The sequence below is a fragment of the Pseudomonas sp. GW822-FHT06D10 genome (assembly GCF_058799535.1).
In genome coordinates, this window is the sequence record NZ_JBXALN010000004.1 from 731,486 (window position 1) to 746,983 (window position 15,498).

Genomic DNA, 15,498 nt, shown 5'->3' on the forward strand with positions numbered 1-15,498 from the left:
AATCAAACCCGCCGATTGGCGCGCTGGCTGCGATAGGTGTCCAGCACCACGGCAATCACGATGACCGCACCAGTGATGATGCGCTTGGTCGGTTCGGATGCGCCGATTTGCGCCAGGCCCGCAGCCAGCACGGAAATAATCAAGACACCGAAGAAGGTACTGATCACCGAACCGCGCCCGCCCATCAGGCTGGTGCCGCCGATCACCACCGCAGCGATGACTTGCAACTCCAGACCGGAGCCCGCGTTCGGGTCTGCCGCCTCCAGGCGAGAAATCTGAAACAGTGCAGCGATACCTGCCAGCAACCCCATCAGGCTAAAGACCAGGATCTTGTAGGGTTTGGGGTTGATCCCCGCCAGACGCACCGCCTCTTCGTTGGTACCGATGCCGATCAGGTAGCGACCGAACACGGTGCGAGTCAGCACCGCCTGGGCCAGGAAAATAATCAGCAGGGCAATGATAAACGACGGCGAAATGCCGAAGGCAATCGGATTCGACAACCAGGCGAAGGCGTCACCGATGTAGGCGGTGCGTGAGCCCGTCATCTGGTAGGCCACGCCGCGGGCCATTTCCAGTACACCCAGGGACACGATGAACGAAGGAATGCGCCAGGCCACGGTGATCGAACCGGTCACCGTTCCCGCCAGCGCCGCGCAAGCCATGCCCAGCAACGCCGCGGGCACCACGCTCCAGCCCCAGCCGAGAATCGCCACGCTGACGGTCGACGCCGCCAGGGCCAGCACCGAGCCCACGGACAGGTCGATGCCACCGATGATCAGGACGAAGGTCATGCCCACCGCCAGCACCATCAGGTCGGGAATCTGGTTGGCCAGGGTACTGAAGGTGTCATAGGACAGAAAATGACTACTGAGTAGGGAGAACAGCACGATCATCCCCAGCAGCGCCCCCGCCAACCCCAGGTAAGTGCCGAGGCCGTAGTAGTGGCCGCCTCGCTTGCCGCTTGCTGCAGTTTTCATGATGCATTCCTAGGCGCCGCTCCATCGATCAGCGCATCTCGTTTTTGATAGCCGGCAAATGCCGCGGCAAGCAGTTCATCCTGGGTCCAGTTGTCGCGCTCGAAGGTATCGATCAGCCGCCCGGCCGAGAGCACGCCGATGCGATCGCAAATCAGCATCAGCTCGCGCAGGTCGCTGGACACCACCACAAGGGCCTTGCCCTGCCGGGTCAACTCCCCCAACAGGCCGTAGATATCGAACTTGGCACCGACATCGATGCCACGGGTCGGCTCATCGAACAGCAGCACCGAACAGTCGCGCTCCAGCCAGCGGCCGATCACCACCTTCTGCTGGTTGCCACCGGACAGCTCGCTGACCAGTTGCGCCGGGCTGGAACTGCGGATACGCATGGCGTCGATCTGGCGTCGCGCCAGATGCTCCTCGTCCTGACCATTGACCAGGCCGCTGCTGGAAATCGCCGGCATGTTGCCCAGGGCGATATTGGCGCTGATGGACTGGGTCAACAGCAGCCCCTCACCCTTGCGGTCCTCGGTGATCAGGGCGATGCCGTTGGCCACCGCATCCACTGGCGAGCGGATGCTTACCGGGCGTGCCGGGGTGCCCAGGGCGATGGTGCCGCTGTCGGCGACATCGGCACCGAAGATCAGGCGCAGCAGCTCGGTGCGCCCTGCCCCGATCAACCCGGAAATCCCGAAGATCTCGCCACTGCGGACCTCGAAGGACACATCGCGGACTTTGTCCGAGCGGCTGAGGTTGCTCACCGTCAAGGCCGGCGCGCCGATCCGGCGCTCGCCCAGGTCGATGTGCTCGCCCAACTCGCGGCCCACCATCAGGTTCACCAGTTGCTCGCTGTTGTAGTTGGCCATCGGCTCGACACAGACCAGGCAGCCGTCACGCAATACCGCGATGCGCTGGGCAACCCGGGCCAACTCTTCCAAGCGATGGGAGATATAGATGATCGACACGCCGCGGGCCTGCAGGCGGGTGATCTGCTCGAAGAGCATTTCTACCTCGCGGGACGTGAGCATGGCGGTGGGCTCATCGAGAATCAGCACATGGCAGTCGCCGATCAGGTTACGGGCGATCTCCACCATCTGCTGGTGGCCGATGCCCAGCTCGCCCACCAGGGTGTCGGGGTCGATGGCATCCAGACCGACCTGGGCCATGGCCTCGATCGCCGCCTTGCGCAATTGCCGGCGGCTGATCCAGCCACCACTGCTGGGCAGGTCGTCGAGGAACAGGTTCTCGGCCACCGACAGGGTCGGCAGCAGGTTGAGCTCCTGCATCACCATGCGAATGCCCAGATCCTCGGCCTGGGCGCGACTGCCCGGACGATAATCCTGACCATTGAACTGCATGTGCCCAGTGGTGGGGCTGACCAGGCCACCGATGATCTTCGACAGGGTGCTCTTGCCGGCGCCGTTCTCGCCGGTGAGCGCCAGCACTTCACCGCGCAACAGCGTCAGGTCGATGCCGGTCAACACCGGTTGCGCATAAGTCTTGCCGATACCACTGACCGATAGGACAGCGTTGGCAGCAGAAACTGACATAGGAAACTCTCCATGCGCCCGCCCAACCGGGCGAGCGCCGTTGTACCGCCGCAATGACTACTGAGTGACCAGTTCAACCGGAGTTTCGATCACGCCATTGGTGCCGCTGTCGACTTTCTCGCCCTTGAGGACCTTCAGCGCGGTCTCGATACCGAACACCGCCTGCTTGGCAGCGAACTGATCGGCAGTGGCCAGGACCCGGCCATCCTTGAGCATCGGCTTGATGGCGTTGATGTTGTCGTAGCCCACGACCTGCACCTTGCCTGCCTTGCCGGCAGCCCGGACTGCCGAAACCGCGCCTACCGCCATGCTGTCGTTACCGGCCAGCAATGCCTTGAGGTTCGGGTATTCACTGAGCATGGCCGAGGCCACACGATTGCCGGCGTCGATTTCCCAGTCGCCCGACTGCAGCGACACCACCTTGATCTGCGCGGCTTCCATTGCATCCTTGAAGCCGGCGGTGCGCTGCTGCGCGTTGGTGGTGGTGGAAACCCCTTCGATGATTCCCACTTCGTCACCGGCCTTGAGCTGCTTGGCCAGGTACTCACCCACCAGACGCGCGCCCTTGCGGTTGTCCGGGCCAACGAAAGGCACGCTGATGTTCTTGCTCTTCAGCACGCCGGGGTCGAGCTGGTTGTCGATGTTGATCACTGTGATCCCGGCGTCCACGGCCTTCTTGATCACCGGAACCATGGCCTTGGAGTCAGCCGGGGCGATCACCAGTGCGTTGACCTTGGAGACGATCATCTGCTCGACGATGCGGATCTGGTTGGCGGTATCGGTTTCATCCTTGATGCCGTTGGACACCAGGTCGAAATCGGCGGAATGCTCTTTCTGATAGGCCTTGGCACCATCTTCCATCGTCAGGAAGAACTCGTTGGCCAAGGATTTCATGACCAGGGCGACCTTGGGTTTCTGCGGGGTATCGGCTTGAGCCGAGGAGAAAGGAAGGGCCGCGGATGCAGCGGCGAGAACGGCGACAGCGAGGAGACGTCCAGCAAAGGGCAGCTTCATGGGTTCACTCCGATCTTATGATTATTGTGAGCAGCGTTCGTCAGACGGAACCGCCTGATTGGCAGCACCATTGGCCGACGGCGAACCTTGCAAAGATAGACGATTATCCTTGTCCGAAGGCCGCGCAAACGTTTGCGTAAAACAAACTATGCGAACCTTGCCAGCGTTTGTCAACGCTGTTCAAAGTGCGATCAGAGAGAGTGGGTAGCCATCCGCAGCCGGCCACGAGGAGAAAAACCTGCCCGAAAAATGCTCCCGGACAGGCTGATGATTCAGGCAGTGGTGTTCACCAGGCCACCGGAAGACGACTCCTTGGCCAACTCCCGGACCAGGTTGCCAGAGACTTCCGCCAGCGCGCCGTTGGTATCGGCGACTTGCCCTTGAATGGCCATCACTGCCGTCTGCTTGGCCTCAGGGGTTGGGTAGTTGGCGGCCTGGGCGGCAGCCAGTTGCTGTTGCAGCTCGCGAAGTTGCTGCTGCAGCTCCTGCATGCGCTTGAGCAGCATCTTTACCACGATGCCGTGCTTGTCTTCGCTTGGGCTTTCGCTTTCAGACTGTTCGGCCTGCTTGCTGGAACCGACCCGCAAAGTGCCCGACTCGTCGGTACCCAACGCCGCAGACGCCTGTTCGGCGGCGGCATTACTCAACGCATCGATGGTCGCGGGCGACTTGCCATTGATCAGAATGGCTCCTGCCCCTGGAAATCCTACTGACAGTGACATGGGAACTCCTGGTGAAAAATCCTAGAAGGATCATCGACCGCTGCAGAACAATCTTTAATGGATGAGCGAGAAGTCATCACGAGACTTGTGACGAGCATTTTCGGATTGCCGAACGCGCCACCGTGAAAACGTTCGGAAACCCGGACGCCACATGACTTCTTACGCATAAAAACAGAAATAAAATTGATATAAATCAGTAACTTAAAATAACCTCCCAGCCAAGGTAGCGCTGGTACAGATCCTGCTCCACCCTCGCTGCCCCGGCGCATACAGATCTGCCGCCGGGGTGTTTCTAGATGAACCTGCATCAGCACCGTCTCACTACTAGAGAGAAAATAATGAAATCTGCCTTCAAATCCTTCGCCCCGGGCGCTTTGGCCCTCCTCCTGCTTCTACCGGCAGCCCTGCAAGCCAAAGAAGCTGAAACCCAACAGAAACTGTCCAACGTCGTGGTTCTCGCCACCGGCGGCACCATCGCCGGCGCCGGCGCCAGCGCGGCCAACAGCGCCACCTACCAGGCGGCCAAGGTCGGCATCGAACAATTGATCGCCGGCATTCCCGAGTTGAGCCAACTGGCCAACGTGCGTGGCGAGCAAGTCATGCAAATCGCCTCGGAAAGCATCACCAACGAAAACCTGCTGCAACTGGGCCGCCGCGTTGCCGAACTGGCCGACAGCAAGGACGTCGATGGCATCGTCATCACCCACGGTACCGATACCCTGGAAGAAACCGCCTACTTCCTCAACCTGGTGGAAAAGACCGACAAACCAATCGTTGTGGTCGGCTCCATGCGCCCAGGTACCGCAATGTCGGCTGACGGCATGCTCAACCTGTACAACGCTGTGGCTGTGGCCGGCAGCAAGAACGCCCGCGGCAAAGGCGTACTGGTGACCATGAACGACGAAATCCAGTCCGGCCGCGATGTCAGCAAGATGATCAACATCAAGACCGAAGCCTTCAAGAGCCCATGGGGCCCGCTGGGCATGGTGGTGGAAGGCAAATCCTACTGGTTCCGCCTGCCAGCCAAGCGCCACACCATGGATTCGGAATTCGACATCAAGAACATCAAGAGCCTGCCTGACGTAGAAATCGCCTACGGCTACGGCAACGTCAGCGACACCGCCTACAAGGCCCTGGCCCAAGGTGGCGCCAAAGCCATCATCCACGCCGGTACCGGCAACGGCTCGGTGTCTTCCCGTGTGGTCCCTGCCCTGCAGGAACTGCGCAAGAATGGCGTACAGATCATTCGTTCTTCCCACGTCAATGCCGGCGGTTTCGTACTGCGCAACGCCGAACAGCCTGACGACAAGTACGACTGGGTCGTGGCTCATGACCTGAACCCGCAGAAAGCCCGCATCCTGGCCATGGTCGCCCTGACCAAGACCCAGGACAGCAAGGAACTGCAACGCATGTTCTGGGAATACTGACAGCCCCTCTGCTCGACCGGCCCCGGTCGAGCATGCTTGCAACCACTCGCCCGCCCGGGCGGGTGGTTCCCCCCTTTCCCCCATGCAAAAAAATCTGCTCTCCTCGTGAGACAAATGCATAAAGCGTTGTCAGAGGAACTTCTTGAATTTTAAGCAGTTGCGAAATGCCCTACAGTTAAATACTGTATGCACGTACAGCTTAATAAGGAATGTTCCGTGGCCACGACCCAAACGCCCCTCAGCTCCTACGAACGCCTGGGTGTGCGCATCCAGAAAATCATCAACTCTCCCACCGCACAAAAGGCCAAGGCAGCGCTGATCTTCCGCCTCGCCGATGAGCCACAGGATGAGTGGGAACGCCTGCTGGAGGAGATCGCCGAAAACGACAACGTCACCCTCGCCTACCGCGACGATGGCGGTGTGCAGATTTTCTGGGTCGTGCCGAAGGAAGATTGAGTCGATGAGTGTCCGTTGTTTTGCCTTGCTGTTGCTGTTTCTCGCCTGTTCCGCCCAAGCCGATGCGCCCCGCACCTTCAGCGAAGCCAAGAAAGTCGCCTGGAAGCTCTACGCTCCCCAATCCACCGAGTTCTATTGCGGCTGCAAATACAACGGCAACCGGGTGAACCTGGCGGCCTGCGGCTATGTTCCGCGCAAGAACGCCAAACGCGCCGAACGCATTGAATGGGAGCATATAGTGCCGGCCTGGCAGATCGGCCATCAGCGCCAGTGCTGGCAACAAGGCGGTCGCAAGAACTGCACACGCACCGATTCGGTCTATCAGCGCGCCGAGGCCGACCTGCACAATCTGGTACCGAGCATTGGCGAAGTGAATGGTGATCGCAGCAATTTCAGCTTCGGCTGGCTGCCGGAACAATCGGGCCAGTACGGTTCGTGCCTGACCCAGGTCGACTTCAAGGCCAAGAAGGTCATGCCTCGCCCTTCGATTCGCGGGATGATCGCCCGCACCTACTTCTACATGAGCAAGCAGTACGGCCTGCGCCTTTCCAAACAGGATCGGCAGCTCTTCGAAGCCTGGAACAAAACTTATCCAGTACAGGCCTGGGAGCGCCAGCGCAATCAGAGCGTGGCTTGCGTGATGGGGCGCGGCAATGAATTCGTCGGCGCAGTCAACCTCAAGGCTTGTGGCTGAACGCAGATCGCCCGCGAGTGGCGGGCGATCATTGAGCCTATGGAAACGGGCTTACTGCGCGGCTTGATGCTCGATGACCGTGACTTCGATGTCACGCTTCTTGGCCTTGACCAACTTTTCGGTCACTTCATTCTTCTTCGCCTCGGCCTCGGCCTGGGAAGCAAACGGACCGACCACGACCAGACGCTTGCCGTCCACGGTCACCACATTGGAAATCACCCCGTGCTCGATCAGCCAGCCGGTCAGGTCACTCACCGCCAGGGGGAGCGGGCTGCCCACCAGCACATCCCATTGCGGCTCGGTCGAGGCCGGCTGGGTCTGTACTGCCACCGCCGTGCTCTTATTCGCTTCGACCCGCTTGCCTTCCCCACAACCGGCCAACGCCAATACCGCCATCATCATCGCTACTGTGCGCACAACCTAACCCCTAGAAAGTCTGAGGTGGCGATTTTAGCACTCATGACCCGAGAGACCTCGTCACAAAATCGGACCGAAACAGGAAGAATGATATTTATTGCCTATGTATAGTTGCGCCTTGGGAATTAATAGATCTTCTGCGCGTCAGAAAGAGGCACCCACTCAGTGGAACTTCGCACTAATCTATACCTAAGACCGACCTCTGCACTGTTTGAATCTGGTGCCCTACAAAGCTATCAAGGAGAAGATCATGCTGATACTCACCCGCAAAGTCGGTGAAAGCATAAACATCGGTGACGACATTACGATCACCATTCTCGGCGTCAGCGGCCAGCAAGTGCGCATTGGTATCAACGCGCCAAAAGACGTCGCGGTACACCGTGAAGAAATCTATCAACGCATTCAGGCAGGCCTGACCGCTCCGGACAAACGCGAAACCCCTTGAATAGCATGAGCACCAGCCTTTTGCCCGCGCACAACGGCTGGCGCAGCGCCTGTCTTGTTTGCCTTGAGCTTTTCCCCGCAGACGGCCCGCACACCCTCGCCCGGTTGCAGCCACAGCAGATTCCCGCCCATCAGACTGTCGTCAACCACTGATTATCGCCCTTTCGCGATAGCGAGCCCGACCGTTGATTCCCGACACACGCCGCCGCTGCATTGCAGGCGGCGCACCGGTTCGGCGGTCAGGCGCCCGCTGCAGGCTCCACAGGCTTGAAGCCCAGGTCCTGGGTAAAGCGCAGCAGGTAACCATCCGGATCGAGTACCAGCAGGTTCAACTCGCCGTGCAGCAATTCGTCGTGACGGTACCAGCACTCCTGAATCTCTCGACGCAAGGCAATGCCCGCCCGGGCCAGGGCGGATGCCAACTGGCGAATATCCGGGCACTCGATGGACAGGTTCATGCCGCGGCCAAATGGAGCCTGCAAGGGCCCCACGCGCCACTCCGATTCCTGCTGGTCATCCTGCTCCAGCATCAGTTGGGCACCATTGAGGGAGAGGAAGGCAAAGAAGTGTTCCGGCCGCTGATACTCCACCTTGAAGCCCAGAAGATCGCAGTAGAAGGCCAGACTGCGCTGCAGGTCGGTGACCAGCATCTCCGGCACCAGGTCATTCATTTGAAACATCGAAGGCTTCCATTGCTCATTGATAGAGCCGCGAGCCTACTCTCAAGCAGCCACTCAGTGCAGCCCCACTTACCAATGATTACAACTGAGCCCAGGTCACCCCACGCGCCATGCCGCTGGCGGCGATGACCATCAACACCATGAGCAGGGCCTGCACATCGCTGATACGGGCGAACAGCAGCGCCCGCCCGATCTGTGGCGCCACCCCTCGCCCCAGGGCCATGCGCCAGCGGATCAAGGTCAGCATCGGCATGATCTCCAGCAACAGGATGATCACGAACAGCGTCATCTTCAGATGGAACAGCGGCTGGTGCAGGTAATACTCCGTACCCTTGCCATAACCGCCAAAAGCCCGCAACAACCCGGTGATCAACAACACCGCGGCCATCAGCCCCCAGACATTGTCGGCCCGCAACACCTGCCCGGGCGCCGCAGCGCCGCCGCTCAGGCGACGCAATGCCGAAGCGCGCGCCAGTACCCCGGCAAAGGCACTGGCAAACGCCAGCAAATGCACAGCCGCCAGCAACCATTGCTGCAACATCGAGCTCATCTCCGCTTGATTGATCGACACATCCGGGCAGCTCAGTAATAGCTCATAACCCGGGCTGTTGCCGGCCAGCGGAAACGAAAAAGGCGGCTCGCACGGATCGACAACTTCCGCGAGAACCGCCTGGCCACTCAACTTCAACAATGGCCGTCACAACTCAGCCATGACGCTCCTGCAGCACCTTGCTCCACAGGGTGAACGCTACGGGCGGCGTCCAGCCCGGGTTGGAGGTGTGCTCCTGAAGGCACAGGTAACGATTGCCTTCGTAAGTCACTCCATCCTCCCTGAGGTAGTGCTGGCTGGTGCGCCACTCGGGAAAGCTCGGATCGACCGCACCGCCTGCGGTCCTGGCACTCACACTGCGGCTGGGGAGCGACTCCTGGCCCTGAGTGTCGGTAGCGGTCACAAAATAGCTGTATTGGGTGTCCGCACTCAGCCCCTGATCCTCGAAGCCCGGAGAGGGAGTGCGAGCGACCGCATTGCCGTCGCGGTACAAGGTGTAGAACTCCACCGGCCGCACACTACCGGAAACGCCCCAGCTCAGGTTGACGCTGCTGCGACTGGTGCCCAGCACCATCAGGTTTCCAGGAGCACCTGGGCGCTCCGGCTCACCGCCATCGCCATGGATCAGCGGCGCATAGCGATGACGAAACTCCCAGTTGTAGGGCACGCCCTGCCGACTGACGCCGGCATCCCAGTTCACCGACCAGGTCATCAACCCCTTGATGGCGTGACCGGCGCCCTGCAAGCGCTTGAACGCATTGCTCACCGCCGACGGGTCGATCACATAGCCAGTGGCCGCGGCATCGACGTTGCTTGGCAGGCCTATCACCAGCTTGTCCGCGGCAATGCGAGTGAAACCGCGGGTACCGGAGGCCAGGCTTTCGCTCAGGTAGTAGAGGAAATCCTCTTTCATCGCGTCATTGTTCTGGGCGATCCAGGCGCCCTGCCCGCCATTGGCCTCCTGCACCCAGAGCCCGTCGCCTCCCTGGTTATAGAACTGCGGCGCGACAAAGTCGTAGTAGCCTTCCAGGGCCTGCAGGTAGGCCACGTACTTGCCATTGCTGGTCAGGTAGGGAAACTCAGGCGCCATGCTGATGATGAAGTGCTTGCCCTGGCCGGCGTAATGATCCTTCACCAGCTTCAAGGCGGCAGGCAGCACACTCTTGTTGTCGGCAAAGTCGATGGCGCTCTGCTCCAGGTCGATATCCAGGCCATCGAAGCCGTAGGTTTCCACCAGACGGATGATTTCGTTGGCCAAGGGCTGTTCGTTGCCCTTGTGCAATTCGATATGGGCATCGGCGCCGCCCAGGGAGATCAATACCGCCCGGCCCTGGCTGTTGAGCACGCCCACCTGGCGCCGGAACTCGGCGTCCGAAAGGTTGTAGGGCTTGAAGGTGGGAATACCGTTGCCCTTCATGAAGGCTACTGCAACCACGTTGTATTCCTTGGGCACGTCCACCAGATCCAGGTTGGCGAATTGCCCCTGCTGGTAGCCGTCGCTGTGACCGGCGGCCCAGTTGTGCCAGAAGCCCATGAGCACCTTTTTGCCGGCAATGCTCGGCATCAGGGAAGCAGCATCTGCGGCCTGACTCTTGATTAATGCAAAATCGATCTTATCCACGTTCTAATCCTTCAGAACTGTCAGAAAATGTTAACTACCTGAAACTTATTTAAAGTCCAGGTCGAAAGCCTGATAAAAGCCATTGCCGGTATTGGCAACAATCCACACCAGTACTACAACATGGTGACCCTTTTTATTTTTGGGCAGCACAACCTCATGATGAGTCTTGGCTTTCAATACCGAACCAAACTTGTCGAAAGGCACTTCGGTATAGAAGTCCTGATAAAAAGCCTGGGGTTCCAGCTGGGCGCGACTGATGCGCTGTTTCGGGTCCCAGCCGTCCTTGGTGATGAACCAGTTGTAGCCCCGGGTAACGTGAGGGGCGGTGTATTCCCACTGCACCTGGAACACCTGGCCCGGGTTCACGTTCACCAGCGGCCAAGTGAAGGGCCGGTTGATCTTTTTCGACATTTCCTCGTTGGTGAAGTTGATGCAATCGCGATCATCAACCTTGCCGCCACTGAGAATATGACCGTCGGCGGGTGGCGCAACACTGGCCACATCGCTGTCGTAAGGCTTTGGGAAAGGACCGGCGGCGAGGGCCGGAAAGTTTTTCCCGCCTTCCATCTCGTTGACCTGCCAGGTTCCCAGCAGCCCCAGTTCCACCGCTACCGCACCGCGGCTGGACGGAGAAACAACGCGACCATGTTTTAGTTGAGCCTGTGGCTTATTCATATCTTTCACTCCATTGATTAATTAACTACTGCTCCTTATTGAGCACCCTCAACTTAGCGCACTTTTCCCTGCTTTTTTCATCACCACAAAAACTAACCATTCAGGACAATTTACAAAAGTCCGCCCTAGCCCCCTTAATCCCTGGACTTCCTTATTTCAACTGACAGTTTGAAGAGGCAATGTATTACACGCTTTGCTACAGGCTTATTGGGTGTTTCCACAGATCGCCAATAACAGCTGGCCTGACCAGCTGGAAACCCTTCCCCAGAAATGACAAAACCCGGCCGATGCCGGGTTTGTACCTGATAGCGTCAAATGCCAACGCCAGTGACTATCCGCTGCGTTACAGACAGGTCGCTAGCGCCGCCAGGCGGCGCTTCGAGACATAGCCGTCTGCAACCGCATAAAAGTGGACGGTGGTCGTCGCGGCCTCGGCCTTGATATCGACAAAAGTCTCGGCGGAACGGGTATACACGGTGTACCCCCCAGCCTTGCCCGGTTGCAGATAGGCAGCGGCATCGACACCAAAGACCGACTCGTCCTGCCAGGCGAACTGCACACATTGCGCTACCAGTTGATCAGCCTTGGCCGAGGCCAGGGTTTTGTTGGGCGTTCGGGCCCGAGCTTCATCCATGGTAGAGCTCGCACAGCCAGCCAATAGCGCCGCCACCATTACCGCCATCAAAACCCGCATGCTGCCTCCTCGTCCTGAAAACGCGAGAGTATCGCTCAGGCCGCGTTAAAAAGGCGCGCGAACAGCAGAAAAACTCCCCCGCGCCCACTCAGCACTCCGCCAGGGAGGACGCCAGCTGGGCGATCGCCTCCTGGTCCTCATCTCCGAGGTGGCGGTAGTTCTGAATAATGGTGCTTTCATCCAGGCTCAGGCTGCCCTCGGACAAGCGCGAGCGCTCGCCGGTCAACACATAAAGCAGGTCAACGCCGTGGCGCCCGATGGCCATCAGGTAATCCGATTTGGGCACCCGCTCACCGCTCTCGTAACGGCCCTGGGCGTTGGCTTCAACACCGCCAATGGCACCGAATTCCTGCTGGGAGAGCCCCAACGCCTTGCGCTGTTCTTTCAAGCGCTCACCAAAGGTCTGCATAACCATCCTCATTCAACAAGGTGATGGTTTTACGACCGTAACGGCCGCAGAAGGTGCACTTTGTTTGCCCACACCATTGCCAGTCCCCGGGCAAAAGATTAACCTGCGCGCCCTTTCCACACTTTTGCCAAGGAGATCCACCATGCAACAGCTGATCACCCCTTGCAGGACGTGCCTGGTTTAAACGCTGCAACCGCTACCCGCTAGCGCCTTCGCTTAACCCCCGCTTCGTCCTGCCACTACCTGAATATTTTTTCCAATCAGGAATTGGACATGGACACTTGCATCCGTCATTTGTCGAACGGCGTCTCTCTAATCGCCTCCGACACCACCTGGATCGAAGACAAAGCGCTCCAGCAACTGCACACCACCGCACAACTGCCCGGCATGCGCCAGGTCGTCGGCATGCCCGACCTGCATCCAGGCCGGGGCTATCCGGTGGGCGCGGCATTTTTTTCCACCGAAGTGGCCTACCCGGCACTGGTGGGCAACGACATCGGCTGCGGCATGGCGCTGTGGCAAACCGACCTCTCCAGCACTCGCCTCAACCTCGACAAGCTGGAAAAGAAAATCGGCAATATCGACCTGCCTCTGGATGAGCAGTGGGATGAACAACGCGCGCAACTGGCATTGCCCGTCAGCGGTCATGAGCACTCCCTGGGTACCATCGGCGGCGGCAACCACTTCGCCGAACTGCAACAACTCGATCAGGTCCATGACGCCGACGCCCTGCAAGCGCTGGCACTGGACCCGAAAGCCTTGCTGCTGCTGGTGCACAGCGGCTCCCGAGGCCTGGGAGAGGCCATTTTGCGCAGCCACGTCGACCAACACGGCCACAACGGCCTGTTGATGACCAGCACCGCCGGCGCCCAGTACCTGGAGCAGCACGACCAGGCCTTGCGCTTTGCCGAGGCCAATCGACGGCTGATCGCCGAGCGCCTGCTGCACAATCTGCGGGCCAAGGGCCATCCGCTGCTGGATATCAATCACAACCTGGTGTCTGCGGCGCAGGTCGACGGCGTATCGGGCTGGCTGCATCGCAAGGGCGCCACACCATCGGACCAGGGTCCGGTGGTGATTCCCGGCTCTCGTGGCGACTACAGCTACCTGGTGCAACCGCTCCCCCAATCGTTCAGCCTCTACTCCCTGGCGCACGGCGCCGGGCGCAAGTGGCTGCGCAGCGACTGCAAGGGCCGGCTGGCAACGCGCTTGAGCTTCGATCAACTCAAGCGCACCCGGCTGGGCAGCCGAGTGATCTGCGAGGACCGCGGCCTGATGTACGAAGAGGCTCCCGAAGCCTACAAGAGCATCGACAGCGTGGTGGGCAGCCTGCGCGACGCCGGCCTGGTGAAGATCATCGCCCGACTCAAACCGGTACTGACTTACAAACGCCGGGGGTGCTGCTGATGATGATGTTGCTACAGCTGTCCTCCGCCCAAGGGCCTGCCGAATGCGAATTGGCAGTAACCCACGCATTACGCCGCCTGCATCACGAAGCCGAAGCGCAGAACGTGCGCCTCGGCATCATCGAGCAGGTTGCCAGCCAGGCTCGCGACGCCCATCGCTCGGTACTGGTCAGCCTGGATGGCGAGCACGCCGCAAACCTGGCTCGACGCTGGACAGGCACCCTGCTGTGGATCTGCAAAAGCCCTCTGCGGCCCGCACATCGACGCAAGAACTGGTATTTCGCCGGCCAACCATTCTGCGCCCTGGAAGAAGCCGAGGGCGGCGAGATCCGCTTCGAGGCCATGCGCGCTTCCGGCCCCGGCGGGCAGCACGTGAACAAGACCGACTCCGCGGTACGTGCCACCCATGTAGCGACCGGCATCAGCGTCAAGGTGCAGTCCGAACGCAGCCAGCACGATAACAAGCGCCTGGCTCGTCTACTGATCCAGCAACGGCTTGCCGATCGGCAAGAGCAATCCGTACAGGAACTGCGCTTGCAGCGTCGTGACGCCCATCACCGGGTTGAACGGGGCAATGCCGTGCGCACCTTCAGTGGCAGCGCCTTCACCCCTCTGGACTGACCCGCCCTGGTACGGGAAGCCGCTCGTCACGACGGCTCCCCGAACCAGGTTGGTGGCTACAGAGGGCAATACGTAAAAGATCTTGAACCGGTGACCGATGCGGCAAATGCAGAGGACGCTGAAGACATGGAGCAGAGTCCCGATGAACAACTACTTCGAAAGCCCCTTCAAGGGCATCACGCTTGATCGGCAAGTCACCCACCCGAATATTCGAGTAGGTCGTTTCAGCTACTACTCAGGCTACTACCACGGCCATAGTTTCGATGAGTGCGCGCGTTACCTGCCCCACGAGGAAGGCGCGGACAAGCTGATAATCGGCTCCTTCTGCTCAATCGGCTCGGGAGCCGCATTCATCATGGCTGGCAACCAGGGGCATAGAAGCGAGTGGATCAGCACCTTTCCGCTCTACTGGATGCCCGAGGAGCCGGTCTTCGCGGGCGCGCAGAATGGATATCAAGCCGCAGGCGACACGGTGATCGGCAATGACGTCTGGATCGGTTCCGAAGCCATTGTCATGCCGGGCATCAGGATTGGCGATGGCGCCGTGATAGGCACTCGAGCCCTGGTGACACGGGACGTGGAGCCCTACGCAATCATCGGCGGTAACCCCGCCAAGACGATTCGCAAGCGCTTCGATGATCGGCGTATCGAAATGCTTGTGGAAATGCAGTGGTGGAACTGGAGCAGCGAGCAGTTGAAAGCAGTGATGCCACTGATGACCAGTGCCAATGTCGAGGCGCTGTTTGAACATTGGCAGGAGCACATCCGCCCCGACTGATCACTGGCCAAGATCGCAGTGAGCGCTGCAATGCCAGTGGGCTTCTTGGCGGATCGTGCAAAGCCATCAAAATGGCCAGAAACAAAAAAGGGGCTCACCTTTCGGTGAACCCCTTCTAGACCGCCCAGCAGAGCGGATTTTGTTTGGTAGGCGCGATTGGACTCGAACCAACGACCCCCACCATGTCAAGGTGGTGCTCTAACCAACTGAGCTACGTGCCTGCTGTGAGGCGGCATTCTACGGAATTCCAAAGGGGTGTCAACACCTTTTTTGCAGCTAAGCCTATGAATATGCGAATTTTTTAATTTTCGCGGGATGAAGAAGTTTTTTCTTCTGTCTGGCAGCTCATTTGCAACTCAGGTA

General features: G+C 59.6%; 18 protein-coding genes and 1 tRNA gene. 7 read left to right on the plus strand and 12 right to left on the minus strand.

Annotation, left to right across the window (positions count from 1 at the left end; all coding sequences use genetic code 11):
• Positions 1-2: 2 nt before the first annotated feature.
• The 4 genes from AC1RL5_RS17135 to AC1RL5_RS17150 all read right to left on the minus strand — a co-directional run bounded on the left by AC1RL5_RS17135 (position 3) and on the right by AC1RL5_RS17150 (position 4,263).
• Positions 3-977 (minus strand): ABC transporter permease, encoded by a 975-nt coding sequence (locus AC1RL5_RS17135; protein WP_011060408.1) that lies wholly within the window; start codon positions 975-977, stop codon positions 3-5.
• Entirely contained in the window at positions 974-2,527 is a 1,554-nt protein-coding gene (locus AC1RL5_RS17140) for a sugar ABC transporter ATP-binding protein (RefSeq protein WP_145713055.1), read from the minus strand. The genes AC1RL5_RS17135 and AC1RL5_RS17140 overlap by 4 nt, the downstream gene beginning before the upstream one ends.
• A gap of 57 nt (positions 2,528-2,584) precedes the next feature.
• Complete coding sequence (locus AC1RL5_RS17145; RefSeq protein ID WP_072451519.1) at positions 2,585-3,541, minus strand: sugar ABC transporter substrate-binding protein; 957 nt, start codon at positions 3,539-3,541, stop codon at positions 2,585-2,587.
• Between the two features lie 272 nt (positions 3,542-3,813).
• Positions 3,814-4,263: a hypothetical protein gene (locus tag AC1RL5_RS17150; RefSeq protein WP_072451520.1), complete on the minus strand. Its 450-nt coding sequence runs from the start codon at positions 4,261-4,263 to the stop codon at positions 3,814-3,816.
• Between the two features lie 338 nt (positions 4,264-4,601).
• Here AC1RL5_RS17150 and AC1RL5_RS17155 point away from each other — a divergent pair, with 338 nt between their 5' ends.
• The 3 genes from AC1RL5_RS17155 to AC1RL5_RS17165 all read left to right on the plus strand — a co-directional run bounded on the left by AC1RL5_RS17155 (position 4,602) and on the right by AC1RL5_RS17165 (position 6,840).
• Positions 4,602-5,690 (plus strand): asparaginase, encoded by a 1,089-nt coding sequence (locus tag AC1RL5_RS17155; protein ID WP_011060404.1) that lies wholly within the window; start codon positions 4,602-4,604, stop codon positions 5,688-5,690.
• A 186-nt stretch (positions 5,691-5,876) separates the two neighbouring features.
• Positions 5,877-6,146, plus strand: coding sequence for a DUF1654 domain-containing protein (locus AC1RL5_RS17160; RefSeq protein WP_015634917.1), 270 nt, complete (start codon positions 5,877-5,879; stop codon positions 6,144-6,146).
• Between the two features lie 4 nt (positions 6,147-6,150).
• Positions 6,151-6,840: an endonuclease gene (locus AC1RL5_RS17165; protein WP_011060402.1), complete on the plus strand. Its 690-nt coding sequence runs from the start codon at positions 6,151-6,153 to the stop codon at positions 6,838-6,840.
• A 51-nt stretch (positions 6,841-6,891) separates the two neighbouring features.
• Here the strand turns inward: AC1RL5_RS17165 and AC1RL5_RS17170 are convergent, their stop codons facing one another.
• Positions 6,892-7,242: a hypothetical protein gene (locus AC1RL5_RS17170; RefSeq protein ID WP_011060401.1), complete on the minus strand. Its 351-nt coding sequence runs from the start codon at positions 7,240-7,242 to the stop codon at positions 6,892-6,894.
• A 265-nt stretch (positions 7,243-7,507) separates the two neighbouring features.
• On the opposite strand from AC1RL5_RS17170, the gene csrA reads away from it, so the two are divergent.
• A complete protein-coding gene (gene csrA, locus AC1RL5_RS17175; protein WP_007920550.1) occupies positions 7,508-7,702 on the plus strand; it encodes a carbon storage regulator CsrA in 195 nt (64 codons plus the stop codon).
• Positions 7,703-7,940: 238 nt separating this feature from the next.
• On the opposite strand, the gene AC1RL5_RS17180 is transcribed toward csrA, so the two are convergent.
• From AC1RL5_RS17180 to AC1RL5_RS17205, 6 genes are all read right to left on the minus strand, one after another.
• Positions 7,941-8,381, minus strand: a complete 441-nt coding sequence (locus AC1RL5_RS17180) for a bleomycin resistance protein (RefSeq protein WP_072451521.1) — start codon at positions 8,379-8,381, stop codon at positions 7,941-7,943.
• A 79-nt stretch (positions 8,382-8,460) separates the two neighbouring features.
• Positions 8,461-8,922 (minus strand): DUF2214 family protein, encoded by a 462-nt coding sequence (locus AC1RL5_RS17185; RefSeq protein ID WP_072451721.1) that lies wholly within the window; start codon positions 8,920-8,922, stop codon positions 8,461-8,463.
• Positions 8,923-9,085: 163 nt separating this feature from the next.
• Positions 9,086-10,552: a glycosyl hydrolase family 18 protein gene (locus AC1RL5_RS17190; RefSeq protein WP_072451522.1), complete on the minus strand. Its 1,467-nt coding sequence runs from the start codon at positions 10,550-10,552 to the stop codon at positions 9,086-9,088.
• A gap of 45 nt (positions 10,553-10,597) precedes the next feature.
• The gene (locus AC1RL5_RS17195) at positions 10,598-11,227 is read right to left on the minus strand and encodes a lytic polysaccharide monooxygenase auxiliary activity family 9 protein (protein ID WP_011060397.1); all 630 of its coding nucleotides are present in this window, start codon (positions 11,225-11,227) and stop codon (positions 10,598-10,600) included.
• 343 nt (positions 11,228-11,570) lie between these two features.
• The gene (locus tag AC1RL5_RS17200) at positions 11,571-11,921 is read right to left on the minus strand and encodes a hypothetical protein (RefSeq protein ID WP_072451523.1); all 351 of its coding nucleotides are present in this window, start codon (positions 11,919-11,921) and stop codon (positions 11,571-11,573) included.
• An 88-nt stretch (positions 11,922-12,009) separates the two neighbouring features.
• Entirely contained in the window at positions 12,010-12,330 is a 321-nt protein-coding gene (locus AC1RL5_RS17205) for a helix-turn-helix domain-containing protein (RefSeq protein ID WP_011060395.1), read from the minus strand.
• Between the two features lie 273 nt (positions 12,331-12,603).
• On the opposite strand from AC1RL5_RS17205, the gene AC1RL5_RS17210 reads away from it, so the two are divergent.
• From AC1RL5_RS17210 to catB, 3 genes are all read left to right on the plus strand, one after another.
• Positions 12,604-13,737: an RNA ligase RtcB family protein gene (locus tag AC1RL5_RS17210; protein WP_093406139.1), complete on the plus strand. Its 1,134-nt coding sequence runs from the start codon at positions 12,604-12,606 to the stop codon at positions 13,735-13,737.
• The gene (prfH, locus tag AC1RL5_RS17215; protein ID WP_105625689.1) at positions 13,737-14,357 is read left to right on the plus strand and encodes a peptide chain release factor H; all 621 of its coding nucleotides are present in this window, start codon (positions 13,737-13,739) and stop codon (positions 14,355-14,357) included. Before AC1RL5_RS17210 ends, prfH begins: the two co-directional genes overlap by 1 nt.
• 142 nt (positions 14,358-14,499) lie before the next feature.
• Positions 14,500-15,135 carry a type B chloramphenicol O-acetyltransferase gene (catB, locus tag AC1RL5_RS17220; protein ID WP_072451722.1) on the plus strand — a complete coding sequence of 212 codons (636 nt, stop codon included), beginning with the start codon at positions 14,500-14,502 and terminating at the stop codon, positions 15,133-15,135.
• 144 nt (positions 15,136-15,279) lie between these two features.
• On the opposite strand, the gene AC1RL5_RS17225 is transcribed toward catB, so the two are convergent.
• Positions 15,280-15,356 (minus strand) — tRNA-Val (locus tag AC1RL5_RS17225).
• Between the last annotated feature and the right edge of the window lie 142 nt (positions 15,357-15,498).

Coding starts and splice junctions, on each gene's coding strand:
- AC1RL5_RS17135 (WP_011060408.1), bottom strand. CDS start 977: ATGAAAACTGCAGCAAGCGGCAAGCGAGGCGGCCACTACTACGGCCTC.
- AC1RL5_RS17140 (WP_145713055.1), bottom strand. CDS start 2,527: ATGTCAGTTTCTGCTGCCAACGCTGTCCTATCGGTCAGTGGTATCGGC.
- AC1RL5_RS17145 (WP_072451519.1), bottom strand. CDS start 3,541: ATGAAGCTGCCCTTTGCTGGACGTCTCCTCGCTGTCGCCGTTCTCGCC.
- AC1RL5_RS17150 (WP_072451520.1), bottom strand. CDS start 4,263: ATGTCACTGTCAGTAGGATTTCCAGGGGCAGGAGCCATTCTGATCAAT.
- AC1RL5_RS17155 (WP_011060404.1), top strand. CDS start 4,602: ATGAAATCTGCCTTCAAATCCTTCGCCCCGGGCGCTTTGGCCCTCCTC.
- AC1RL5_RS17160 (WP_015634917.1), top strand. CDS start 5,877: ATGCACGTACAGCTTAATAAGGAATGTTCCGTGGCCACGACCCAAACG.
- AC1RL5_RS17165 (WP_011060402.1), top strand. CDS start 6,151: ATGAGTGTCCGTTGTTTTGCCTTGCTGTTGCTGTTTCTCGCCTGTTCC.
- AC1RL5_RS17170 (WP_011060401.1), bottom strand. CDS start 7,242: ATGATGATGGCGGTATTGGCGTTGGCCGGTTGTGGGGAAGGCAAGCGG.
- csrA (WP_007920550.1), top strand. CDS start 7,508: ATGCTGATACTCACCCGCAAAGTCGGTGAAAGCATAAACATCGGTGAC.
- AC1RL5_RS17180 (WP_072451521.1), bottom strand. CDS start 8,381: ATGTTTCAAATGAATGACCTGGTGCCGGAGATGCTGGTCACCGACCTG.
- AC1RL5_RS17185 (WP_072451721.1), bottom strand. CDS start 8,922: ATGTTGCAGCAATGGTTGCTGGCGGCTGTGCATTTGCTGGCGTTTGCC.
- AC1RL5_RS17195 (WP_011060397.1), bottom strand. CDS start 11,227: ATGAATAAGCCACAGGCTCAACTAAAACATGGTCGCGTTGTTTCTCCG.
- AC1RL5_RS17200 (WP_072451523.1), bottom strand. CDS start 11,921: ATGCGGGTTTTGATGGCGGTAATGGTGGCGGCGCTATTGGCTGGCTGT.
- AC1RL5_RS17205 (WP_011060395.1), bottom strand. CDS start 12,330: ATGCAGACCTTTGGTGAGCGCTTGAAAGAACAGCGCAAGGCGTTGGGG.
- AC1RL5_RS17210 (WP_093406139.1), top strand. CDS start 12,604: ATGGACACTTGCATCCGTCATTTGTCGAACGGCGTCTCTCTAATCGCC.
- prfH (WP_105625689.1), top strand. CDS start 13,737: ATGATGATGTTGCTACAGCTGTCCTCCGCCCAAGGGCCTGCCGAATGC.
- catB (WP_072451722.1), top strand. CDS start 14,500: ATGAACAACTACTTCGAAAGCCCCTTCAAGGGCATCACGCTTGATCGG.